Source organism: Oribacterium sp. oral taxon 102, from assembly GCF_013394775.1.
Taxonomy (GTDB): domain Bacteria; phylum Bacillota; class Clostridia; order Lachnospirales; family Lachnospiraceae; genus Oribacterium.
In genome coordinates this window covers 2,154,029-2,178,331 of record NZ_JABXYT010000001.1, presented here as the reverse complement: position 1 = coordinate 2,178,331, position 24,303 = coordinate 2,154,029, and the positions used below count along the sequence as shown (strand labels likewise).

The window sequence follows — 24,303 nt, the reverse complement described above, 5'->3', positions numbered from 1 at the left end:
ACAGGAGAGGTGATGGGATGAGGGAAGAGGGGAAGAGCGACCGGGAGGGGAAGCATACCCGCATGCGGGAAGCTGTGCCGGGAGAGCCGGCACTTCGTCTCGGGATGATCGTAATGGCATCCGGCTGGAGCCGGCGCTTCGGCAGGAATAAGCTTCTGGACCGGCTCGCTGAGAAGCCGATGATTTCCTATGTCCTGCGGGAGCTCTCCGGTGCGGTGGCAGTGCAGAATCGCCGCGGCTCCCTCAGTGAGATCGTATCAGAGGAGCTTCCGAGCGACCGCAGGGAGCAGTACGGTGACCGAAGGCTGACATTGGATACGCCGATTGTCGTGACACGTTTCCCGGAGGTGCGGAGTCTCGCGGCGGCGTATGGCTTCCGCTGCATTTTTCACAGTGACCCGGATCAGAGCGACACGGTTCGTCACGGACTGAGCGCGCCGGAAAGCGCGGGCTGGGACGGCTGCATGTTTTTGACCGGGGATCAGCCGATGCTCTCTGAGGCGTCGATCCTCCGACTCGTGCGTGCCTTCCGGCAGAACCCGGACAGGGTCTATCGTCTCAGCTTCAATGGGGAAGCAGGCAATCCGGTGATTTTTCCGGAGAAATATTTCGAAAATCTGCGAAATCTGACCGGAGATCACGGCGGCGGCGTCCTCCTGAAAAACGGGATGATTCCTGCGGCGGATATCTGTCTGGTCAGTGCGGATCGGGAGTTCGAGCTCTGGGATGTGGACACGGAGGAGGCGCAGGAGCGGCTGGAGAAGCTGCTGCGGCGCTACTGAGGGCACTCCGGCTTGCAGCTTCGGCAGTGCATCTGCCATTTTACAGCGCTTCGTGCAGGAGAGAGGCGGCGGTCAGCGGGAGCGGACAGTGTGCGGCGAATTCCCGGAGGATTTCGCCGACGCGCTCTCCCCAAAGCTCCATCTGGTTCAGAAGAACCCGATCCGCAAGTCCCTCTCTCGTGAGAACATAGGCGGCGTGCTTCGGCTCGGCAGGACTGTCTATCGTAAGCTCCGGGAAGCGTTTTCTTGCGAGGGAGAGGAAGTGCTCCGGTCGATGAACGACCTCTCCTATTTTACGGTAGAAGCCGCTCGCGCCGACAACGCAGATGCACTGTCTGCTTCCCTCAGGGATGACCGGCTCATGTGCGGCGTGCGCCTTGAGCGGCAGCCGCTTCGAGCCGTCCGCTTCGACGAGTACATAGTCAGCGAGCTCCGCGAGGACAGAGAAGGGGAGCGCAGGGGAGCGAAGCTTACCATTTTCCGCATGACGCGCGACACACAGGATTCCCGCGGGGGAGTCGGCGAGCCGCGCCCGGAGCATTTCCGGCTCCGGCTCCTCGGAGAGGAGGAGGGGGCAGTGCGGGAAGGGCAGAAAATGCGTGCTCGTGGCGAGGATAACCGTGTGCTCTCGGGACAGCTCGAGAGAGAGCGCCCGCAGCAGGCTGGTTTTCCCGCCGCTGCCGATGACCGCGCTGATGCCCTTTCGGATCTGCAGGGCGGAAGAGAAGGAAGCGTTTGTGATTTCTGTGTTCATATAAGGAAGCTCCATATAAAATCAGGATGGAAACCGACGGCGCAGTGCCTGACAGGGAAAGCATACTACAAATCCGGAGCTGTTTGTAGTATGCTGTGTACAGCTTGGTAAAATTATAAATGTCTGACCTGAACGTTTGCGGAAGAGGGATTGATTGTATACGGCGCAGGGGAAACGGGAGGAGTAAATGGAAAATCTGGTTTATATCCGCGGGGCGGGCGATCTCGCCAGCGGGATCGCCGTGCGGCTGTATCGTGCGAGGCAGAGGATCGTCATGGCGGATCTGCCGATACCGACTGCCGTGCGGCGGACGGTCGCCTTCTCGGAGGCGATCCGGCTCGGAGAGATGACGATAGAGGGGATTCGCGGCAGATATGCGAGGGATATCGCGGAGGCGGAGCGGATTCTCTCAGAGGGAGACATCGCGGTGCTTGCCGATCCGACGAAGGAGAGTATCCGCACAATGCAGCCCGCCATGCTGGTGGATGCCATCATTGCGAAGCGAAATCTGGGGACAGAGATTACGGATGCGCCGCTCGTTATCGGGATCGGGCCGGGCTTCACCGCGGGGGAGGACTGCCACGCCGTCGTGGAGACGAAGCGGGGGCACAGCCTCGGCAGGGTGCTCTATCAGGGCTCCGCGATCGAGAATACCGGCGTTCCGGGGAATATCGGAGGCTTCTCGAGAGAGCGTGTGATGCGCGCGCCGGCGGACGGCACCTTCCATCCGACGCTGGAAATCGGGACGCTGGTGCATAGCGGGGATATCTGCGGGATGGTGGACGGCATCCCGATGCGGACGGAGATCGACGGTATGGTTCGCGGGCTTCTGCAGGACGGTGTAGCGGTGACGAAGGGGATGAAGAGCGGCGACGTGGATCCGAGAGGGGAGGGCGTGAACTTCCGCGAGGCATCGGACAAGGCGCTGGCGATCGGCGGCGGCGTACTGGAAGCGATGCTGCACTTTACGTCCCCCTGAGTTTCCCTAAGAGGCAGCAGATCGAGAAAAGAAAGGCAGGAGAAGGGATGGCAAAGGAAAATATCAAACTGACGAAGCTCACGGAATGCTCCGGCTGCGGCGCGAAGGTGGGAGCCGGAGAGCTGGCGAAGCTGCTGGGAAATCTCAAGGTACGGGAAGATCCCAACCTGCTGGTGGGCTTTGAGCGCAGCGACGATGCCTCGGTATATAAGATCTCGGAGACGCTGGCGATCGTGCAGACCGTGGACTTCTTTCCGCCGATCGCGGATGATCCTTATACCTTCGGAGCGATCGCGGCGGCAAATGCCCTATCGGACGTCTATGCGATGGGCGGCGAGCCGAAGACGGCGCTGAACGTGATGATGGTTCCCGAGGATATGCCGAAGGAGCAGGTGCAGGAGATCCTGCGGGGCGGCTATGACAAGGTTTATGAGGCGGGGGCCATCATTACCGGCGGACACAGCATCTATGATCGGGAGCCGAAGTACGGAATGGCGGTGACGGGCTTCGTGGATCCGGAGAAAATGCTGACCAATGCCGGTGCGAAGGCAGGCGATATTCTCCTCTACACGAAGCCGATCGGGATCGGCGTGCTGACGACCGCCGCGAAGGGCGGACTTTTGAACAGCGAAGAGATCCGACCTGTGGAGGAGCTGATGATGACGCTGAACAAATATGCCCGGGATATCATGGTACGCTATCCGGTGCATGCCTGCACGGATGTGACCGGCTTCGCACTGCTCGGGCATCTGCTCGAGATGGCGGAGGGCTCGGATACGGAGATCCATGTCGATACCTCCGGGCTCCGCTTCCTGCCCGAGGCGGAGAGCTATGCACGGATGGGCGTGCTGCCGGCGGGCGTTTACCGGAACCGGCATTTCGCCGAATGCAGGGTAGAGGCGGGGGAGCTCAGGCTGTCCCTGCAGGATCTCCTCTATGATCCGCAGACCTCGGGCGGGCTGATGATTGCGGCCGCACCGGAGAGGGCGGAGGAGCTGCTGGCGGCGCTTCGGGAGGCTCCGGGCGTGCCCGCAGCCTTCCCGGTCGGAGAGGTCAGAACCTATCGCGGCGGGAAACGGATATTCCTTCATTAAAAAGAGCAGAGAGAGGGCGCTCCGAATCGCAGGGATTCAGCGCGCCCTCTCTGTTTGTGCAGGTTCCATTTGCTTTTACGGCAGAGCATGATGCCTCTCCTTCTCCTCATAGAGCAGTGCATCGACATGGCCGAGGAAGCTGTCCACGTCGTGCCAGCGTGCCGGGCTGTAAACGGCGGCACCCAGACTGATCTCGAGGAGGTAGGGACGGGAACGGGCTTCATTAAACTGTGCGACGCCTTCCCGAAGCCGCTGCAGAATAGCCTCCAGCTCGGTCGTCTCCTTCAGCGGAACAAGGACGCAGAACTCATCTCCGCCGAAGCGGCCGATGGTATCAGTGCGCCGGAAACAGGCGCGCAGAATCAGGGAGAGATCGATCAGCGCCTGATCCCCTGCCTGATGCCCGAAGCGGTCGTTGATGAGCTTGAACTTGTCGAGATCCAACATAATGACAGCGAGAATGCGGCTGCGTCTGTCCTTGATTGCATAGTCCAGCGTGCTGTAGAACCCGCGGCGGTTCAGAACACCGGTGAGATAATCCTCATTGATGTCCCGGTTCTGGATATAGATGAAGAGCAGGAGACAGGAAAGTGTGAGCCCCATGTACTGGAAGGATGCGCCGAGGAAAATCACCTGCAGGATGCCGAAAAAGAGGCTAAGCAGGGGGAAGAGGGCGAGAGGAAGGAAATAGGACTTCTGGAAATCCTTCCTGTGCACGAAGATGAAGCCCTCCATCGCGATGCAGAGCGAAAGCATGACGACAGCGCGGTGGGTGTAGAGTATCCCTCTGTGGTAGCTGCTGCCCTTCAGATAGTAGAAGAGCGGCACATGAAAAAGCACGTTGAACAGAAGCAGCAGGAGGTTGACAGCAGCGAGCGGACGCCAGAGGAAGCGAGTGAAGAAGCTCGGCCTCTCCAGATTGGCGCAGGCCTCGATATAGGCGATGATGCAGCAGTAACAGATCGGATCCAGAGCATAGACCATGAAGTTGCTGATATGTGCGGAAAGGATGAACTGCGGAAGGTCGTTCGGCAGCCGGGAAAGGCTGTCTCCGAGCATCGTCAGGAGCAGAGCATGGAGCAGCCTGCGAAAGGAGAGGATCTGCCGTGTTTTCTGCCGGTTCCACTCATTAAAATACAGAAGAAGGGCGAGCACGATTATATTATAGGAGTTTAGGAATGCCCAGCCGGGTAAAGTAAGCATAGAAAAGCCTTTCTGCACGTTATTTTAAAAATAAATTGCATTATAAGTTTTTTGATATAATTATTATTCGGCAGGAAGAGGAGAAAATTAAGGGGACGGCGTTTTTTTTCTGCACTTTTGGCGGAAAAGTATAGGAATATTGCGAAGCTCCCGTGGAAGTGATAAGATTTACTGCATAAGTCCCCCGTCAAGCACGAGTGCAGCTTGATGGGAGAAACAAAGGAGAGGACAGACGCGATGGATATCAATGAAAAACTGATGAATTTTCTGGATCGGAGCCCGAATGCGTTTTGGGCAGTTCATAATATGGCAGAGGAGCTTACGGATGCGGGCTTCACGCGGCTCTACGAGGGAGCGGAATGGGAGCTCGGCGCAGGCGGCAGCTACTTCGTGACGCGGAACGACTCGGCACTGATCGCCTTCCGTCTCCCGAAGAGCCGTCTTAGAGGCTTCCAGATGATGGCGAGCCATGCGGACTCTCCGGTATTTAAAATTAAGACGAACGCGGAGATCGAGATCGACAAGAAATATGTAAAGCTGAATGTGGAGAAGTATGGCGGGATGCTTTGCGCGCCGTGGCTGGATCGGCCGCTCTCTGTGGCGGGACGCGTTGTGGTGGAGACGGAGACGGGCATAGAGAGCCGGCTCATCAACATTGACCGGGATCTGCTGTTGATCCCGAACCTTGCGATCCATATGAACCGGCAGGTGAATGATGGCTATGTCTACAATGCGCAGACGGATATGCTTCCGCTCTTCGGCTCGGGCGTGCCGAAGGGAGAGTTCCTGAAGCTCGTCGCAGAGGCGGCGAATGCAGCGCCTGAGCAGGTGCTGGATACTGACCTTTTCCTCTATAACAGGATGAGGGCGAGCCGCTTCGGACTGCACGGGGAGTTCATCGGCAGCGGCAGGCTGGACGATCTCCAGTGTGCCTTCGCCTCTCTGCAGGGACTTCTGCTTTCGGAGCCACGGGAGAGTGCGGCGGTGCATATTGTACTGGACAATGAGGAGGTCGGCAGCGGCACGAAGCAGGGGGCGGCAGGCAGCTTCCTCCGCGACACGCTGCGGAGAATACAGTTTTCTCTGGGCGGCGGGGAGGAGGACTATCTCCGCGCACTCTGCTCGAGCTTTCTGGCTTCCGCTGACAATGCGCACGCGGTGCACCCGAATCACACCGACAAGTCAGATCCGACGAACCGCCCATATCTGAATGAGGGCATCGTTATCAAATACAGTGCGAACCAGAAGTATACGACAGACGCGGTATCCGGCGCGATCTTCCGAAGCCTCTGCCGGCGTGCCGGCGTGCCGGTGCAGAGCTTCACGAACCGCTCGGATATGCTCGGCGGTTCCACGCTCGGCAATATTTCCAATACGCAGGTCGCCCTCAATACCGTAGACATCGGACTGCCGCAGCTTGCAATGCATTCTCCCTATGAGACGGCAGGCGCGAAGGATACGGAGTATCTGGTCCGGGCGGCGAAGGAGCTCTTCTCCTCGGATATTGAGGGAAGAGGCGATGGCAGCTACCGGCTGCGCCCCTGAGCAGCGGCATGCAGAGAAACGGAGGATATCCCGGCGAAGGAGGCAGGATGTATCAGGCGAGAGACGATAGATATGAGAGGATGCAGTATCGGAGATGCGGACGGAGCAGGGACTTCAGCAGCTTCTCCTCGAGAAGGGCGTGGGCTGCATTGCCTACAGTCCGCTCGCACAGATGGCGCTTGCCTGGGTGCTTCGCGGCTCTGGGGTGACGAGTGCGCTGATTGGTGCGAGCAGCACATCACAGCTTCGGGAGAATGCCGGTGCACTGGAAGGAATGGATTTCACGGCGGAGGAGCTTGCCCGCATTGACCGGATCCTCCGGGAAGAGCCGGGAACGATGCCGACATAGGAGAGAAACGAACATAGATCGGGAGGCAGAGGGGAAGCGATCGCAGGTGATTGCGCTGAAGTGCGCAAAGCTCTTTGCCAGAGGGGCATCGCAGGGATAAGCCGCGAGGCTCCCCCGATCTTCGATTAGAAAAATGCAGAGTGTAAAGCAAACAGTCGCAGATCGGGGGCAGGGATGGGAAAGGGAGAAAAGACGGAGAGCTACTTTAAAAATCGGGAGCTGTCATGGCTTCAGTTCAACGAGCGTGTACTGAATGAGGCGGGGAACCCCAGGGTGCCGCTCGGGGAGAGACTGAGCTTCGCTTCGATCTACCAGACCAATCTGGACGAGTTCTTCATGGTTCGCGTCGGGACGCTGATGGTGCAGATGCAGTCGCGGGAGAAGGTACGGGAGAACAAGACGGGACTCACGGCGGCGGAGCAGGTGAAGCGCATCGTCAAACAGGTGAAGCGGCTGGAAAAGAAGAAGCGGCTGATCTATGAGCAGCTGATGGGAGAGCTGGAGCCGGAGCACCTGCACCTCATCAATTTCCAGAAGCTGTCGAAGACGGAGCAGGTGCAGCTCGAGCAGTATTTCGACCGGGCGATTCGCCCCTATCTCTCCCCGATGCTTGTCGGGAGGCAGCAGCCCTTTCCTTTCCTGCAAAACCGTGAGCTTTACGCGGTGGTTCTGCTCGGGACGAAGAGCGGAAACAGGAAGATCGGTGTGGTGCCCTGCTCCAATCCGGTTTTCAAACGGCTGATCGAGATTCCGGGGCGGCGCGGTTATCTGATGCTTTCGGAGGAGCTGATCCTGCACTTCGTTTCGAAGCTTTATCCGCAGTATCAGATCCTGGAGAAGTCTATCGTGCGGGTGACAAGGAATGCGGATATCGATGCCAATGATATCTACGACGAGGATCTGGACTACCGCGGGATCATGGAGCAGCTTCTGAAAAAAAGAAGTCGTCTGAACCCTGTGCGTTTGGAGCTGTCCCGCGATATGAACAAGGCGGTCAGGAAGAAGATCGCGGAATATCTGGATATCCCGGAGAGCCATATCATCCGCTCGGAGACGCCGCTGGAGCTTTCCTTTGTATTTCAGCTTCAGAGCTACCTCAGGGAGAGACCGGCGCTGTTCTATCAGAAACGCTCCCCGCGCTACAGTGCGATGCTGAATCGAAGCGAGTCGGTGCTTTCACAGGTGGAGCGGCAGGATGTGCTCCTCTCCTACCCCTATGAGAGCATGAGAGGCTTCCTCACGCTGCTGAAGGATGCAGCGGAGGATCCGCAGGTGGAGTCCATCAAGATCACGCTTTACCGGGTGGCGAATCACAGCCAGATCGTGGACGTGCTCTGCGACGCGGCGGAGAATGGCAAGCAGGTGCTCGTGCTGGTCGAGCTTCGGGCGCGCTTCGACGAGGCGAATAATATAGATATGTCGCGTCGGTTGGAGGACAGCGGCTGTCAGATCATCTATGGGCTCGGGGAGTACAAGGTGCATTCGAAGCTCTGCCTGATCACGAAGCGGGGCGAGAAGGGGATACTGCGCTACATTACCCAGATCGGAACCGGCAACTACAATGAGAAGACGGCGCTGCTGTATACGGATCTCTGTCTGATGACTGCAAATCAGGAGATCGGCAGAGATGCGGCGGAGGTTTTCCGTTGTCTGATGCTGGGGGAAACAGTGCGGGACGTCGGCCTCCTGCTGGTTGCGCCGAACTGTCTGCAGAATCGGATTCTCGAGCTGATCGAGAGGGAAATCCGGAAGGCGGCGGCGGGCAGGCCTGCTTATATCGGCATCAAGATCAATTCACTCACGGACAAGGCGATCATTCAGAAACTGGCGGAGGCATCGAGGGCAGGTGTCCGGATCGAGATGATCGTTCGGGGGATCTGCTGTCTGATCCCGGGCATCCCGGGGGAGACGGAGCATATCCGGATCGTGAGTATCGTGGGACGATATCTCGAGCATGCGCGGATCTACCGCTTCGGCATCGGTACGGAGGAAAAGATCTACATTTCCTCCGCGGATTTCATGACGAGGAATACGCTCCGGAGGGTCGAGGTCGCCGCGCCGATTCTGGAGGAGCGGCTGAAAGAGCGAATCCGCCATATCTTCGAACTGGAAATGCGGGACGACGAGAAGGGAAAGGAGCTCGCGGAGGACGGCATGTACTATGACCGCGCGCTGCATGCGGAGGGAAATCGTGTGAATTCGCAGGAAATCCTCTACCAGGAGGCATACGGAAGCGCGGAATCCAAGTAGAGGGAGGCATGATGCTGTTTGTTTTTTCAGCGCTGCATGCGGAGGCACAGCCCCTGATCCGGGAAATGATTCTGAAGCGAAGGGAGGGGAGCGGGCGCTTCCAGCAATTCATCGATGAGAAAGAAATGCTGCTGCTCACGCTCACGGGCGTGGGAGAGATTCCGGCAGCGGCAGGTGTCGCTGCCGTTCTTTCGAGGGAAAGCCGGAGGAGGGGGGATATCCTCCTCTCCCTCGGAAGCTGCGCGTGGATCGGGGAGCGGGAAGCGGCTCCGGAGCTTGGACAGTATCTCCGGCTTTGCTCTATCCGGAACCGGGACAGCGGGCGGATATTTTATCCGGATCTTTTGGAACGTTCTGTGTTTCCAGAGGCGCGCTGTCTTTCCGGCAGCAGACTGATCCGGACAGAGGAAGAGCGTGCATCTGCCGCACTTTCCGGCTGCGAGGTCTACGAGATGGAGGCTGCGGGCGTCTATGAGGCAGGAAACCTCTTTCTGGGACCGGAGCGGCTGCACTTTCTCCGGCTGCTGACAGACTTCGGGGAGAGCGACAGCCTGAGCCCGGAGCGGCTCCGGGAGCTTGCCACGCGGAATGCGGACGTGCTCCTTACGGAGGTCGATCGGCTGCTTCATCTTTCAGAATCGCTTTCGGAGGAGACGGCGCTTTTTACAAACGAGGAGAAGTGCTGCACGGAAAGACTCGTGCAGGATCTTCGCCTGTCGCGGACGCTGGAGTGGCAGCTCCGGCAGCGGCTCTGCTATTTGCAGCTTGTCAGTGCTCCGTGGCAGGAGCTCACGGAGCGCTGGTACGAGGAGGGGCGGCTGCCCTGCCGGGATAAACGGCAGGGGCAGAAGCTGCTGGAGGAGCTATGGAAGCATTTTCACACATCTATATAGAGGAACGCCTGCTCGGGAGCGGGCGGGCTCTGCAGATTCTCTCGCATTTTCCGAATGCGGCGGTGATTCCGATTGGGCATTATAAGGATGTCTTCAACCGGCACGGACAGGACATCGCGCTGCAGCACAGATACCAGAACCTGATTCTCGCGGAGAAGCATGGGAAGCTGGTCTATCCGGGCGCGCCGGTCTGCCAGAGCTTCGGGAATCAGCATTTCTACTATACCTCCTGTGCGGTAAACTGTTTCTTCGACTGTGAATATTGCTACCTGAAGGGGATGTACCCATCCGGCAATCTCCTGCTTTTTCTGAATATCGAGGAAATATTTCAGGAGCTTCGGGTGCTGCTTCGGGCACATCCGGTTTACCTCTCCGTTTCCTATGATACAGATTTGCTCGCACTGCATGAAATCTTTCCCTATGCGAGGCTGTGGGCGGAGCTGGTGAAGACAGAGCCGGGCCTCACCGTGGAGCTTCGCACGAAGTCTGGTGCGCTTTCGTACTGGAAGGAGTTGCGCGCTGTGTTTGGAGAGACGGGAGACGGCAGGGAGCGTCTGATTACCGCCTTCACCCTTTCTCCGGAGTACATCATCCGGGAGTATGAGCATCGTACGGGGACGCTCCGGACCCGGCTCCGGAGCGCCCGCGCGGGGCTTGCATTGGGGATGCCGGTACGGCTCTGCTTCGACCCGATGATTTACTGTCCGGACTGGCGGGCGCAGTATGAGGCGCTGCTGCGGGAGGTCTTCCGTGCACTCCCGACGGAGCAGCTTCGGGATGTGAGTATCGGCTCCTTCCGTATCTCCGAGAGCTATCTCAGGAATATACGGCGTGCCTTCCCCCGTTCGGCGGTAGTGCAGTATCCGTATGAGAATGACCATGGCGTCTGCCATTACAGTGCGGCGCTGACCGAGGAGATGGAGGGCTTCCTTTTCGGACTGCTGCGGGAGAGGCTCCCGGAGGAGCGGATCTTCCGCTGGAGGGAATGAGGGGAGCTGCATAGAAAGGCAGGGCATGCGATATGGGAAGGCAGGATGAGAAAAAGAGGGGAGAGGAACGGGCGCTCGCGTTGGTGAGCGGCGCTTCCTCCGGTATCGGAAGGGCGGTTTCGCGGCGTCTCATGGAGCTGGGCTACGAGGTCTACGGGATCGGCAGAGACTTCGGGGAATGGGAGGCGGCGAACAGGAAAACGCCGGGAGCAGCGGGAACAGAGCGTATGGGGACAGGAATACCACAAACAGAAGCATGGCTGTATGCCGGCTCCGTATTCCATCCGATCCGCTGCGACCTGCTGGATTCCGAGCGGCTGCCCGCGCTGCTGGAGCCGATTCGCAGGACAGGGCGGCTCCGTCTGCTCGTGAACAATGCCGGAGCCGCCTACTATGGGCTGCATGAGATGCAGACAGCGGCACAGATCCGGGAGATGCTTAGAACCAATCTGGAGACACCGATGCTGCTCACGCAGTTCTTCCTCCGGGGAATCCGGGAGAGGCAGGGCTGCATCGTCAACATCTCCTCCGTGACGGCGATGCACAGCAGTCCGCATGCAGCGGTATATGCTGCGAGCAAGGCGGGACTGCTCAGCTTCAGCCGGAGCCTCTTTGAGGAGCTGCGAAAGCATGGCGTCCGGGTCGTCAGCATCCTGCCGGATCTGACAGAGACGGAGCTCTATCGCAATGCGGACTTCCGCCCGGGGAGCGCCCCGGAGGAGCATCTGCTGCCGGAGGAGGTCGCCGATGCCGTGGCATATGCCGTGTCTCGCCGTCCGGGACTGCTGGTTTCGGAGCTGGTGCTTCGTCCGCAGAAAAACCGGATCGAGCGGAGAGGAAAGGAAAAGAGCACTGCCGCCGAATGAAAAATGCAGGCATAAAGATCTGCTTGTCTGAACCGTTATATTTTGCGGCGAAGCACTTCGACAGGACAGGCTGCTTTCTTAATTGACTATATGAAACACGGGTTTTATAATACTACGCAAATGCCCGCTTAAAAGCGCGCTTTTATAAGGAAAAAGATAAAAGAAGCTGATTCTGCGAGGCTTTACCTTCTATGGGGCGGAGCAGATGCTGCGAAGAGGGAAGAGAAGCTGAGACAGCACATCATGGGATACAGGAGGGAAAGCGCGCAATGTCAAAGAGAGAAGTACCGGTAGTGCTGGTGACGGGGTATCTGGGGTCGGGGAAAACCACGCTGATGCAGCATATCCTCCGGCAGGAGAAGCGGAGGGTAGCGTTGATCGTGAATGACATGGGAAGCATCAACATCGACGCATCTCTCCTCAGTAAGAGCGGGAACCGGCTCGTACAGGTGGAAATGGTGGAGATGCAGAACGGCTGTATCTGCTGTACGCTGCGGGAGGAATTCATGGCGGAGATCGAGCGTCTCTCGCAGGATCAGAACATAGAGGCGATCTTCGTGGAGGCCTCGGGGATCAGCGAGCCCTCCTCCATTGCCGGTGCCTTCGTGGGTTATGAGGAGGAAATGGAGGAGAGCCGGGTTTATTTGAAAACAGTGGTTTCCGTCGTGGACGCGGATCGGATCTACAGGGAGTTTCTGCATGATCTGGCATCGGAGGAGGAGAATGAGGAGGGAGACGTCATCAATCTGGTGATGGATCAGATCGAGTTCTGTAACCTCCTGCTCCTGAACAAGACGGATCTCCTCACAGAGGAGCAGCTGCAGGAGGTCAGGGACGCGCTCCGGAACATTCAGCGCGGGGCGGAGATCATTCCCTGCATACAGGGGGAGCTCGAGCTGGATCGGATATTGGATCGGGAGGACTTCGACTTTGAGGAGGTCATGGCGTCGAGTACGGTGCAGCGGGCGCTGAATGCCTCGGATTCCGAAGAGACGGCATGCATGGATGAGTATGGGATCACTTCCTTCGTGTATGAGGAGAGGGCTCCGTTCAACCGGGAGCGCTTCAACCGCTTCGTCTCGGAATATCCGGAAACGCTGATCCGTTCCAAGGGCTATATCTGGTTCGCCGATGATGACCGGCATATCCAGCTGTTCGAGCAGGCGGGACGCAACGCTTCGGTTACCGAGCTTTCGGAATGGGTTTCCGCCTGGTCGGAGGAGGAGCTCGCGGCGATGGAGCAGGACTTTCCGGACATCCGGGAGGACTGGGACGAGGTCTACGGCGACCGGGTCAATCAGATTGTTCTGATCGGGAAGGGCTACCGAAGGGATGAGATCGTCCGGCAGCTCGATGCCTGCTTGAACTGAGGCCGGGTTTGCTTAATAGTTTAAAATAGCTGGCAGCATAGCTAAGCCATTCGCAATTTACTGAAACAAAAATGATTGCTATGAATTTGAAGTGGCATTTCAGCGGATTACGAATAAAAGCTTGTCAAACAGGCCGTTATGTCTGGGCTGCTGCCAAAATAGAAGCTGGGAGAGAAAGTGGAAACGAGACAGGGCTATACGGAAGAAGTCGAAATCGATATCAAGCAGATGCTGATCTACTGCATAGAGGGGGCGTGGCGCATCCTGCTCGCGGGTCTGCTCTGCCTGCTTTTGCTGGGCGGATATAAATTTGTGAAGAGCTTTTCAGCGTACCGCAGCCTGCAGGGCATGGTGCAGACCAAACTGAAATCCGAGGGTACGGATGCCGAGCTGTACGAGCTCCAGAGGGAGAGCTATCTTTCCCAGATAGAAAATCTGAAGGAGCAGCTGCGGCAGAGGACGGAGTATCGGGAGGAGTCGCCGCTGATGAGGCTGAATGCGGACGATTTCTATGAGGCGCGGCTTTCATGGTTCGTGACGACCAATTATCAGATCGATCCGGATAAGACCTTTCAGAATCCGGACAGGACAGCAAGCGTCCTGAAGAGCTATCAGTCCCTTCTGGCAAGCGGAGAATTCTACAGGTATGTCCATGAGAGGGTTTCTGCAAAGATTCCGGAGAAGTATCTGCAGGAGCTGATTGAGAGCGATGCGGACGAGCAGTATGGGCTCCTGCGGCTCTCTATCTTCGGCGGGGAGGAGAAGCTGGTCACGGAGATCATGCAGGCTGCGGAGCAATTTCTGGATGAGAGGAAGGCGCCGATCGCAGAGGTTGTGGCGGCGCATGAGATCAGCTGTCTGAGTGCGGAGGTATTCAGATCCTGGGATGCAGATTCGGAGGATGTGCTGCCTGTGCAGGCATCGCTGTCGGAACGGAAGGAAAGCATCCGGCAGAAGCAGATGCAGGTCGAAACAGGTATTTACGAGCTTCAGACGCAGATCGTGGAGCTCCGGCGGCAGTATGATGCGCTGCAGGCGCCGGAGAAGTTCGTGACATTGACAGCTGTCGGGAAGTCTTCGCTGAAATTCGGGCTGCTTGGATTCCTGCTGGGGGCTTTCCTTGCGGCAGGATATCGTGCGCTCCGTTTCCTGCTCACGAACCCGCTCGTGGAGGAGGGAGAGGTTATGCGCAGGCTGGGGATCGTGGTACTGGGGTCGAAGCGCCGTTATCCGGCGCAGGGCATCCTGAACCGGATCAATGCTGCACTTTCCGGAGATGAGGCGCGGCAGCGCACGGAGGAGGAGACCTGCGGCTTCGCAGCGGAGAATCTTCGATCGCTTCTGGAAATCAGCCCGGAGGCAGAGGCGTCCGGTATCCTGCTGCTGGGAACAGACGAAGCGCTGGTAAAGGATGTGTATGAAAAGATAAATGCAGGCTGGGAGGGAGAGAAGCTCGGCTTCACCGGCAATATTCTGTACAGCACGGCTGCAGTGGAGCGATTAAGAGACTATAGAAGGGTCGTGCTGGTGGAGGAAAAGGGGAAGCTCCCCTTCGAGAAGCTTCAGCGGGAATGCGAGAAGCTTCGTCTCCTGCAAAAGGAAATCTGCGGGATCATGCTGTTGTAAGGGGACTCCGGCAGAGGAGGACTCTTTAAACGGCAGGGAGGACTCGAGACGTCCGCCGGCGATTTGCCTTAGGAGTGGCAGGAAATGAGGAAAGAGGAAACCGCACCGATATCTGTCCTGATGAGCGTATATGAGGGGGAAAGCCCTGCGTATCTACGTCAGGCACTGGAGAGCATCTATCGTCAGACGCTTCCTGCGGACGAGGTCGTTCTCGTAGAGGATGGTCCCTTGCCGGAGGCCCTTGTGGATGTGCTGTCGGCTTATCCGGTAAAGACAGTGAAGCTGAGCGCGAATCAGGGGCTGGGCATTGCCCTTGGCGAGGGGATGAAGCATTGCAGGAATGCATGGGTTGCCCGGATGGACAGCGATGATATCATGGTTCCCGAGCGAATGCGGTTACAGTGGGAATACATACGCCTGCATCCGGAAGTCAGCGCATGTGGCGGCAATATTCGGGAATTCGTATCGGATCCGAAAAAAAACAGGCTGAAGCGTATGCCCGTATCGCACGAAAGCCTGTATCAGTATGGCAAATACAGAAATCCGATAAACCACATGACGGTCGTATTTCGGAAGCGGGATGTCATGCAGTGCGGAGGCTATCGGGATGTGCGGGGACTGGAGGATTATGATCTGTGGATCAGGATGCTGGCAGGAGGCTATAAACTATGCAACATGGATGAGGTTCTGGTCTATGCCCGCATGGGAGGCAATTTCTCGGCCCGGCGCGGAGGATGGGGCTATTTCTGCAGATATCTGGGACTGCGAAGAGAGCAGCATGCGTTGGGCTGCACCAACAAAGCGGAGTGCATGCTTGGCATCGCTCTGACCTTTGCGATGACACTTTCCCCCGGCTTTATCAGAGCATATCTGTATTCCGGACTGAGAGAGGGGAAATGAGGAACGGATCGGGATGCCGGAGCGGTCTTCCGGGGAATGCCGTTTTTTGAATGCATTCATAAAACGTAAGGGAGGGGGAGCCGGCGGCTCCCCCTCCTCATTTACCCAAGATCCACCGGGTGCATCTTCCCGTTCCGGAGCATGGAGAACTGATCCATCGGATAGTTCTTCAGATTTTCCAGCACCTTACGACCGTCTGCCTCGTCGAGGAGGGATTGACGCGCCCGCTTGATCTCGATCTCCGTCTTATGCTTGGACGGGCCGCCGACGCAGCCGCCGTCACAGACCATACCCTCGATGAAGTCCTCCGGGAGCTTGCCCATCTTCAGCAGGGAGAGGGCAGTGACGCATTCCTTGCCGCCGGAGCAGGCGCGCAGCTTGATGCCGGTGGTATCCTCGCCCCGCTCCTTCATGCATTCCATCACGGCGTTGGCGACTCCGCCGGAGGAGGCGAAGCTCTTGCCCCAGATTGAGGATTCCTGATAGCTGTCCACGACCGGCTGGAGCTCGACATCTCTGGAACGGAGCATGGTGGTCATCTCACCGAAGGTCATGACATAGTCGGCGTTGCCCTCGATATGGAGCTCCTGCGACTCGGACTTCTTTGCCATGCAGGGGCCGATAAAGACGGTGATACAGCCCGGGTGTGTCGCCTTCAGATAACGGGATACCGCGCACATCGGGGAGACGGTTTCGGACATATTCTCGGCGAACTGCTCCGGGAAGTGGCGCTGCAGCAGGTTGATAAAGGCAGGACAGCAGGAGGTGGTCATCTTCTTGCCTTCTGCCCGTGCCTCCGACCACTCTGCAGATTCCCATGCCGCCGTCATGTCTCCGCCGAGCCCGACCTCGACCATATCGGCGAAGCCGACCTTTTTCAGCGCTGCCTTGACGGCTGCCATCGTGATGTCCTTCCCGAACTGCCCCTCGGTTGCAGGCGCGCACATCGCGATGACCTCCCTGCCCGCCTTGATATGGCGGATGATGTCGAGGACATAAACCTTCGAGGCGATGGCGCCGAACGGACAGGAATGGATGCACTGTCCGCAGCGAATGCACTTCTGCTCGTCGATGATACAGAGACCGTTCTCGTCATAGCTGATCGCATTGACGGGGCAGGGCTTGCGGCATGGGCGGACGAGGTGAGCGATGGCGCCGTAGGGACAGGCGTTGGCGCACATTCCGCATTCCTTGCATTTGTTCGGATCGATGTGGGCGCGGTGCTCCCCCATGCTGATCGCGCCGAACTTACAGCTGTTCTGGCATGCCTTTCCGAGGCAGAGGCGGCAGTTGTCCGTCACGGTGTAGGAGGACAGCGGACATTCCTCGCAGGCGGGATCGATGACTTGAATGATATTTCCGGAGGGCTTGTCCGGATGCGCATCCTCGTTGCAGGCGAGACGGATTCTCCATTTCAGAATCTCCCGCTCCTTGTAAACGCAGCAGCGGAAGCTGGGATGCGGCCCCGGAGAGATCTGAAAGGCAAGCTCCTCCTTTGTCTGCTCGTTCAGATTCCCTGCCCATTCCAGTCTGGCGAGGCCCTCGATGACCTGATGCTTCAGCGCGATCGCGCCCTTATCGTTGGTTACCATAAAATCTCCCTCCGGGGTCCTGATCCCCTGACGCAAGCCAAAGTGTTTTCTTTCAGAGTATAGCATAGAATCCGCCGGGAAACGATAAAACATTGTCAATGTTTTGGATGAAATTCAGTACATATTGCAGGGTATTTTATGATATACTTGAAAAAATTATGCAATGAAAGTAAGGTGAGGAAATGGCGTTTTTCGATAAACTTTTAGGGCAGGAGAGGAAGGAAGAGAAGGGGGAGGGAGCGTCTCCCGCTGCGGCTGTCTCCCGCCGTATCCTGCTGAAAAATGCGGAGGGCGCGGAGCTTGCAAAGCTGTCCGGCGAGGAGAAGGTTGAACTGCTTGTTTCGAGAGCGGACAACAACATCCGTATCGTGAAGCGGCGGGCGGAGGAAAAGCCGGAGACGATCGTGACCTTCCTCTATCCGGACAATTCCGTGATCCGGAAGGAGCTGACGGATATGCTGGGGCTGGTGATCATTGACATCCGTACCGCGCAGCGGCGGGGAGAGGATATCGAGATTCCGGTGAACCGCTATGATCTCTTCATGTATATGAAGCATCGCCCGATGGTGGACGTGGATATGGAAAAGCTGGAGGAGGAGCTCTGCCGGGAGAAGCCGGAAAAGACGGGGCCGATGCAGCAGGAGTTTCTCGACGCTGTGAGCCGGAACTGCCAGGTGGAGATCTTCTATACGAGGAATACGCTCGTGGAGGATACTGCCGTCCGGGTGCTCAAGCAGGGCTTCCGTATGAACAAGCAGGTTCGCTTCCATGATATGACCGTGCCGGAGCGTTATGTGGTGTTCTGGACGGATCTGCGGATCCAGAAGCTCATCCGGGAGAATCCCAATGTCCCGATGATCGGTGTGGGGATCGTCGGAAGGAAGCCGAAGTACGGGCTGGATCTGAGCAGCACGAAGCAGAGTTCCGCCCTCCGCAAGGCATCGGCGCTGGTACGGCATCCGATGAATATTCGGGAGGAGATGATCGATGCGCAGGAGCTCCGCAATGCCGCCGGGGTCTGGGATACCGCGGTGAACCGCAGCAAGGGCGAGGACTTCATTCGGAAGTTTATGCTGGAGCTGGCAGTGGAGGAGGCATCCTACCGGATGCCGACAGAGGCGGCGCAGCGGATTGCGGACTATGTCCGGCGCAGCGGCTACAATGAGGGACGCGAGTTGGATACTCTTCGCGTAGAGCGGATCGACCGTAAGATGCTGCTGAATCTCCTGCACGACGCGGAGAAGGGCTTCGCGGCAGAGTCTCCGGAGGGCTTCGTCTGCTATCGGGATATCACGAATGATCTCGTGGAGCGCTTCGGCTGGAGGGATCAGGGGAATGGCTGGGTGAGCTCTCCGAAGGATGTGAAGCCGGAGATCCTTCGGAAGGAGACGGCGCTGGTGCTGATGGAATGCAGATATATCCGTTCGATGCGGGAGCTGCTGCTTCGGAACCGGCAGAAGCCGATCGCGGAGGCCTATCAGTCGATACAGAATTTCGTGCTGGAGAACCGGAAGGCAGGGATCGATGAGGAAATGCAGATCGCGCTTTTGAAGCAGATCGAGGGAATAGAGGAGAATTCCTACGGGATGTCTCTGGAGAACATGATTCATGATGTCCTGTCCGACGAGGATCTGAGCTATACGACATTTGCGAGAAAGAAGGAGAAGTAAGATGAGCGCACACAAGGATGAGAGATGGTTTCCCTATGATTGTGCCGAGGCGGAGTCCGGCGGGGAGGGCGTGGAGAAGCGTGTGCTCGCCTATTCGAAGGATCTGATGGTGGTGGAGAACAGCTTCGAGAAGGGGGCGGTCGGGAAGCTGCATCACCATCCGCATACACAGATCACCTATGTGAAGAGCGGTGTCTTCGAGTTCACGATCGGAGAGGAGAAGCGGATCGTGCGGGAGGGGGATACCCTGCTGAAGACCGACGGCGTGGAGCATGGCTGCGTCTGCCTCGAGGCGGGACAGCTTCTGGACATTTTCACGCCGTACCGCGAGGACTTCGTAGAGGATTGAGAAAGTGCCGGCAGCTGTCGGCGGGATTTGAGGAGAAAACATAATTATGAAAGAAAAGAGCAACCGGCTGCTGTCGCTCTCTGCAATCGGGCTCGTGATCCTGTTTCTGATTGCCGCGCGATTTCTGACGACGGCGGAGAGCGTGCGGCAGAGCTTCTGGGCGCTGGTGCCGCCGATCGTCGCGATCACGCTTGCCCTCATTACCAAGGAGGTCTACAGCTCCCTGTTTCTGGGGATCGTGACGGGAGGGCTGCTGTATTCCGGCTACAGCTTCGAGGGGACACTGAACCATGTATTCGTGGATGGCGTGATTTCCGTCCTGTCCGACAGATGGAATGTCGGCATACTCTGCTTTCTGGTGACGCTCGGCGCCATGGTGCAGCTGATGAACCGTGCGGGCGGCTCTGCCGCCTTTGGGAAGTGGGCGGGGAAGCATATCCGCACCCGTGCCGGTGCGCAGATCGCGACGATTCTTCTGGGCTGTCTGATCTTCATCGATGACTATTTCAACTGCCTGACGGTGGGCTCGGTCATGCGTTCGGTCACGGATCAGCACAGGATCAGCCGCGCGAAGCTTGCCTACCTGATCGACGCGACGGCTGCGCCGGTCTGCATTATTGCACCGATTTCTTCCTGGGCGGCGGCAGTTTCCGGCTTCGTGGAGGGGGAGAACGGCATGAGCCTCTTCCTGCAGACGATCCCATTCAACTTCTATGCGGTCTTTACCATCGCCATGATGCTGTTTCTCGTCGCATTCAGGCTGGATTACGGACCGATGGCGCTGCATGAGAGGAATGCTGTAGAGAAGGAAGACCTGTTCACGACGGAGGAGCGTGCCGGAGATGAGAGTCTGGAGCGGCCGTTACGGCAGAAGCCGGGGGAGGTCATCGATATGCTGGTGCCGATCCTCTCGCTGGTCCTCTGCTGTGTCGTCGGCATGATCTATACCGGCGACTTCTTCAGCGGGGAGAGCTTCATCGATGCCTTCGCAGCCTCCAATGCCTCGACCGGATTGGTGCTGGGCTCCTTCGTGTCACTGGTGATCACGCTGGCATTCTATATGCTCCGCAATGTGCTTTCCTTCAACCAGTGCATGGATTGTCTGCCGGAGGGCTTCCGGCAGATGGTGCCTGCCATCCTGATCCTGACCTTCGCCTGGTCGCTGAAGGCAATGACGGACAGCCTCGGCGCGAAGGAGTATGTTGCGGCGGCGGTGAAGAGCTCCGCGACCGGTGTGCTCAGCCTCCTGCCGTTCCTCATTTTTCTGATTGCGGTCGGACTCGCCTTCGCGACCGGTACCTCCTGGGGTACCTTCGGCATTCTGATTCCGATCGTGGTGGCGGTGTTTCAGGGCACGAATCATGTGATGCTGATCATGTCCATGTCGGCGTGCATGGCGGGCGCGGTCTGCGGCGATCACTGCTCCCCGATCTCGGACACGACGATCATGTCCAGCGCCGGCGCAGAGTGTGTGCATCTGAATCATGTTTATACGCAGCTTCCGTATGTGTTGACGGCAGCGGCGGTTTCCGCGCTGGCCTACCTTTTATCCGGCGTTCTCGCGGTCAGCGGCATCACGGACAATCCGTTCGTATCGCTCTTCGGCGGGCTCGCGGTTCTGGGACTCGTGCTGCTGGGGATCCGCGGCGGAGCCGGGACGAAGGCGGAATAGCGCTGGTTGAAGAAGCGGAAGTCCGCCCGGAAAGCGTTGACGGGATCGGCAGGGGGGCGCACTGATAGTACAGCCCTCTGCGGATCCCGTTTTCGCCGAAAGGCGGTGCCTTCCGTTTCAGCACTTGACAAGCTTATCAAAAACCATTAAGATGTAGGTAAAAATGTAAGCGCTTACAGAGCGGCGCGCCGAGTGGAAAGGATGGATTTGAGATGGAGAAGCTGAATTATGAGGTGCTGGAGAAGGCGGGCTATCAGGGCTATATTCTGAAGGATGCGCCGGTTCGGGTGATGCAGTTCGGAGAGGGCAATTTTCTCCGCGCCTTCGTGGACTATTGGTTTGACATGGCAAATGAGAGGGCTGGCTGGAACGGCAAGATCTCGCTGGTACAGCCGATCGCACAGGGGCTGACGGACTATGTCAATGCGCAGGAGGGACTCTATACGCTGTATCTGCGCGGCTCCGAGGGCGGAGAACGCGTGGATCGAAAACGTGTGATCTCTTCGGTGAAGGACTGTCTGAATCCGTATACCGCGGAGGGCTTCGCGGCGATGCTGGAGCTCGCGAAGTCGGATACGCTGGAGTACATCGTATCCAATACGACAGAGGCAGGAATTGTCTACGATCCGGAGACTGGCTTTAACCAGACACCGCCGCAGTCCTTCCCCGGTAAGCTGACGAGGGTGCTCTATGAGCGGTTCCGGGCAGGGAAGCCGGGCGTAGTGGTGCTCTCCTGCGAGCTGATCGATAATAATGGCAGGGAATTAAAGAAGGTCGTGGAGCGTCACATCGCGGAGTGGGGGCTTGGAGAGGATTTTGCTGCCTGGGTGGAGAAGGAAAATCTTTTCTGCTCTACGCTGGTGGATCGGATCGTGCCGGGACGGATCCGGGATCAGGAGGAGCTCAAGCGGCTGGATAGCCTGAACGGCTATACCGATCCGCTGACGGATGTCGGAGAGGTTTTCGGCGTCTGGTACATCGAGGGACCGGCAGAGCTTGCAGATCGGCTTCCCTTCAAGCGTGCCGGACTCAATGTCCATGTCGTGCCGGAGGTAGCACCCTATAAGAAGAGAAAGGTTCGTATCCTGAACGGCGCACATACCGGCTTCGTGCTCGGCGCTTACCTTGCCGGCTTCGATATCGTACGGGACTGCATGCATGATACGGTTGTGCGTGCTTATATGAACAAGATGCTGAAGGAGGAGATCATCCCGATTCTTCCGCTGGACAGGGAGGACTGCGAGCAGTTTGCGGCAGCGGTGGAGGATCGCTTCAATAATCCGTTTGTGGATCATCAGCTTCTGTCCATCTCGCTGAATTCTACCTCCAAGTGGAGAGCAAGAAATATGCCGTCCCTTCTCGAGTATGTCGAGAAGTTCGGGAAGCTTCCGGTGGTGCTGACGATGAGCCTTGCTGCCTATATCGCCTTCTATTCCGACGAGCTGCTGCGCCGTGAGGAAGACGGGCTGATCGCCCGGAGAGCGGCGGGCAATGAGTACAAGATTCAGGATGACGCTTTCGTGCTCGACTTCTATTTCGCGCACAGAGCGGATTCTATAGAGGCGCTGGTGAAGGCGGTGCTTCAGAATACGGAGTTCTGGGGACAGGACCTCACGGAGATTGCGGGACTCGAGGCTGCGACGGTGAAGAACCTGGCGAAGATCCGTGCGGAGGGCGCGAGAGCGGCATACGAGAGCGTCCTATAAGGCGGCGGCGCGGAGCCCTGCACAGGGCTTCCTCCGCGCGCAGAGGCAGCAGAGAGGGAGAGCAATGGCGAAGTTTGTACATATCAATAAAGAGGACAATGTAGCGGTAGCGATCGAACCGATCCCGAAGGGAACGATACTGGAGATATCGGGCAGAAGCCTTACGGCGGCGGAGGATATCCCGCAGGGACACAAGATTGCTCTCGAGCCGATCCCGAAGGGCGGGCAGGTGCTGAAGTACGGCTATACGATCGGGCACGCGACGGAGGATATCCGCACCGGACAATGGGTGCATACGCATGACATGGCGACCAATCTCTCCGGAGAGGTGGAGTATGTTTATGCGCCATCGCATCCGACGCTTCCGGTGCATTCTGCGGAGAGCTTCGAGGGGTATCTTCGTCCGGACGGCAGGGCAGCGGTTCGGAACGAGCTCTGGATCATCCCGACGGTGGGCTGTGTCAATGACATCGCGAAGCATCTGGTTTCCGAGAATCAGGATCTGGTGCAGGGCAGCATCGACGGGCTCTATACCTTTACGCATCCCTTCGGCTGCTCGCAGACCGGAGAGGATCATGCACAGACCCGGAAGCTGCTGGCAGATCTGGTTCGCCATCCGAATGCAGGCGGCGTACTGGTGCTTTCCCTCGGCTGCGAGAATCTGACGCATGAGCAGTTCCTCACGGAGCTGGGCGCTTATGATGCGTCGCGTGTGAAATTCCTGAGCTGTCAGGAGGTGGAGGACGAGCTCGCGGCGGGACGGGAGCTGCTCGAGCAGCTCGCACAGTATGCGGGACAGTTCCGGCGGCAGACGCTCGGGATGGACAAGCTGGTGATCGGAATGAAGTGCGGCGGCTCGGACGGGCTGTCCGGCATCACTGCCAATCCTACCGTCGGGCGCTTCTCGGATATGCTGGTCTCGCAGGGCGGGACGACGGTCCTGACCGAGGTGCCGGAGATGTTCGGCGCGGAGGGAATGCTGCTGCCGCGCTGTGAGAGCCGGGAGGTGTTTGAGAAGGCAGACCGGATGCTGAATGGCTTCAAGAATTATTTTATCAGCCATAACGAGGTGGTCTATGACAACCCGAGCCCGGGCAACAAGCAGGGCGGGATCACGACCCTCGAGGACAAGTCCTGCGGCTGCGTGCAGAAGGGCGGCAGAGCACCGATCGTGGATGTGCTCTCCTATGCGGAGCCGGTGAAGAAGAGAGGGCTGAACCTGCTCTACGGACCGGGGAACGACCTTGTGTCCGCGACGAATCTGACCGCGGCGGGCTGTCACCTGATCCTGTTCACGACAGGACGCGGCACGCCGTTCGGCGCACCTGCGCCGACGATGAAGCTGGCGACGAACGACCGCCTCGCGGAGAAGAAGAAAAACTGGATTGATTTCAATGCCGGGCCGGTCGCCTCCGAGGGAGAGAGCATCGACCATGCGGCGCGGCGGCTCTTCGATATGGTGAAGGAGGTCGCCTCCGGGAAGAAGACGAGGAGCGAGGAGAACGGCTTCCGGGAAATCTCGATCTTTAAGGACGGCGTAGTGCTTTAAACGAGTAAGCGTATTTCATCAGCGTTTCCTTAGCGGAACTGTTACGAAATAAGAAAGGCGAGAAGCAATCACGGGAGAAGAAAGGAGAGGGATGCAGGTCGTTTATGCCTGCATCCCTCTCCTTTCTTATAGACTTTGATTGCTGTGCGTGAGTGGGAATTTTGC

The 24,303-nt window shown here is 58.0% G+C and carries 20 protein-coding genes; 17 read left to right on the top strand and 3 right to left on the bottom strand.

Going from position 1 to position 24,303, the window contains the following annotated elements:
- Positions 1 to 17: 17 nt before the first annotated feature.
- The gene (locus HW273_RS09675) at positions 18 to 782 is read left to right on the top strand and encodes a nucleotidyltransferase family protein (protein ID WP_243206787.1); all 765 of its coding nucleotides are present in this window, start codon (positions 18 to 20) and stop codon (positions 780 to 782) included.
- A gap of 40 nt (positions 783 to 822) precedes the next feature.
- Here HW273_RS09675 and yqeC read toward each other — a convergent pair whose 3' ends face one another.
- Complete coding sequence (gene yqeC / locus HW273_RS09670; RefSeq protein WP_179011902.1) at positions 823 to 1,536, bottom strand: selenium cofactor biosynthesis protein YqeC; 714 nt, start codon at positions 1,534 to 1,536, stop codon at positions 823 to 825.
- A gap of 187 nt (positions 1,537 to 1,723) precedes the next feature.
- Here yqeC and yqeB point away from each other — a divergent pair, with 187 nt between their 5' ends.
- Entirely contained in the window at positions 1,724 to 2,515 is a 792-nt protein-coding gene (gene yqeB, locus HW273_RS09665) for a selenium-dependent molybdenum cofactor biosynthesis protein YqeB (RefSeq protein WP_179011901.1), read from the top strand.
- A 47-nt stretch (positions 2,516 to 2,562) separates the two neighbouring features.
- Positions 2,563 to 3,609, top strand: a complete 1,047-nt coding sequence (gene selD / locus HW273_RS09660) for a selenide, water dikinase SelD (RefSeq protein WP_179011899.1) — start codon at positions 2,563 to 2,565, stop codon at positions 3,607 to 3,609.
- 75 nt (positions 3,610 to 3,684) lie between these two features.
- Here selD and HW273_RS09655 read toward each other — a convergent pair whose 3' ends face one another.
- Positions 3,685 to 4,812: a GGDEF domain-containing protein gene (locus tag HW273_RS09655; RefSeq protein WP_179011898.1), complete on the bottom strand. Its 1,128-nt coding sequence runs from the start codon at positions 4,810 to 4,812 to the stop codon at positions 3,685 to 3,687.
- A 207-nt stretch (positions 4,813 to 5,019) separates the two neighbouring features.
- Between HW273_RS09655 and HW273_RS09650 the strand changes: the two genes are divergently transcribed.
- The 9 genes from HW273_RS09650 to HW273_RS09610 all read left to right on the top strand — a co-directional run bounded on the left by HW273_RS09650 (position 5,020) and on the right by HW273_RS09610 (position 15,600).
- Entirely contained in the window at positions 5,020 to 6,357 is a 1,338-nt protein-coding gene (locus tag HW273_RS09650; protein WP_243206786.1) for a M18 family aminopeptidase, read from the top strand.
- A gap of 94 nt (positions 6,358 to 6,451) precedes the next feature.
- Positions 6,452 to 6,706, top strand: coding sequence for an aldo/keto reductase (locus HW273_RS09645; protein WP_179011896.1), 255 nt, complete (start codon positions 6,452 to 6,454; stop codon positions 6,704 to 6,706).
- Between the two features lie 174 nt (positions 6,707 to 6,880).
- Positions 6,881 to 8,956, top strand: a complete 2,076-nt coding sequence (ppk1, locus tag HW273_RS09640; protein ID WP_179011894.1) for a polyphosphate kinase 1 — start codon at positions 6,881 to 6,883, stop codon at positions 8,954 to 8,956.
- Between the two features lie 8 nt (positions 8,957 to 8,964).
- Entirely contained in the window at positions 8,965 to 9,849 is an 885-nt protein-coding gene (locus HW273_RS09635; RefSeq protein WP_179011893.1) for a hypothetical protein, read from the top strand.
- Positions 9,822 to 10,838, top strand: a complete 1,017-nt coding sequence (locus HW273_RS09630; RefSeq protein WP_179011891.1) for an SPL family radical SAM protein — start codon at positions 9,822 to 9,824, stop codon at positions 10,836 to 10,838. Before HW273_RS09635 ends, HW273_RS09630 begins: the two co-directional genes overlap by 28 nt.
- A 32-nt stretch (positions 10,839 to 10,870) precedes the next feature.
- Positions 10,871 to 11,704 carry an SDR family oxidoreductase gene (locus HW273_RS09625; RefSeq protein WP_179011889.1) on the top strand — a complete coding sequence of 278 codons (834 nt, stop codon included), beginning with the start codon at positions 10,871 to 10,873 and terminating at the stop codon, positions 11,702 to 11,704.
- Positions 11,705 to 11,973: 269 nt separating this feature from the next.
- Complete coding sequence (locus HW273_RS09620; protein ID WP_179011886.1) at positions 11,974 to 13,074, top strand: CobW family GTP-binding protein; 1,101 nt, start codon at positions 11,974 to 11,976, stop codon at positions 13,072 to 13,074.
- 177 nt (positions 13,075 to 13,251) lie between these two features.
- Positions 13,252 to 14,700, top strand: coding sequence for a hypothetical protein (locus tag HW273_RS09615; RefSeq protein ID WP_179011884.1), 1,449 nt, complete (start codon positions 13,252 to 13,254; stop codon positions 14,698 to 14,700).
- 84 nt (positions 14,701 to 14,784) lie between these two features.
- The gene (locus HW273_RS09610) at positions 14,785 to 15,600 is read left to right on the top strand and encodes a glycosyltransferase (RefSeq protein ID WP_179011882.1); all 816 of its coding nucleotides are present in this window, start codon (positions 14,785 to 14,787) and stop codon (positions 15,598 to 15,600) included.
- Between the two features lie 101 nt (positions 15,601 to 15,701).
- On the opposite strand, the gene HW273_RS09605 is transcribed toward HW273_RS09610, so the two are convergent.
- On the bottom strand, positions 15,702 to 17,192 hold the full coding sequence (locus HW273_RS09605; RefSeq protein ID WP_179011879.1) for a 4Fe-4S dicluster domain-containing protein: 1,491 nt from the start codon (positions 17,190 to 17,192) through the stop codon (positions 15,702 to 15,704).
- Between the two features lie 182 nt (positions 17,193 to 17,374).
- Here HW273_RS09605 and HW273_RS09600 point away from each other — a divergent pair, with 182 nt between their 5' ends.
- From HW273_RS09600 to HW273_RS09580, 5 genes are all read left to right on the top strand, one after another.
- A complete protein-coding gene (locus HW273_RS09600; RefSeq protein WP_179011877.1) occupies positions 17,375 to 18,862 on the top strand; it encodes a hypothetical protein in 1,488 nt (495 codons plus the stop codon).
- A 1-nt stretch (position 18,863) separates the two neighbouring features.
- On the top strand, positions 18,864 to 19,211 hold the full coding sequence (locus HW273_RS09595) for a cupin domain-containing protein (RefSeq protein WP_179011876.1): 348 nt from the start codon (positions 18,864 to 18,866) through the stop codon (positions 19,209 to 19,211).
- A gap of 46 nt (positions 19,212 to 19,257) precedes the next feature.
- Complete coding sequence (locus HW273_RS09590; RefSeq protein ID WP_179011874.1) at positions 19,258 to 20,883, top strand: Na+/H+ antiporter NhaC family protein; 1,626 nt, start codon at positions 19,258 to 19,260, stop codon at positions 20,881 to 20,883.
- A 212-nt stretch (positions 20,884 to 21,095) separates the two neighbouring features.
- Positions 21,096 to 22,589, top strand: a complete 1,494-nt coding sequence (locus HW273_RS09585; RefSeq protein ID WP_179011872.1) for a tagaturonate reductase — start codon at positions 21,096 to 21,098, stop codon at positions 22,587 to 22,589.
- A gap of 64 nt (positions 22,590 to 22,653) precedes the next feature.
- Positions 22,654 to 24,138, top strand: coding sequence for a UxaA family hydrolase (locus HW273_RS09580; protein ID WP_179012532.1), 1,485 nt, complete (start codon positions 22,654 to 22,656; stop codon positions 24,136 to 24,138).
- Positions 24,139 to 24,303: the final 165 nt, after the last annotated feature.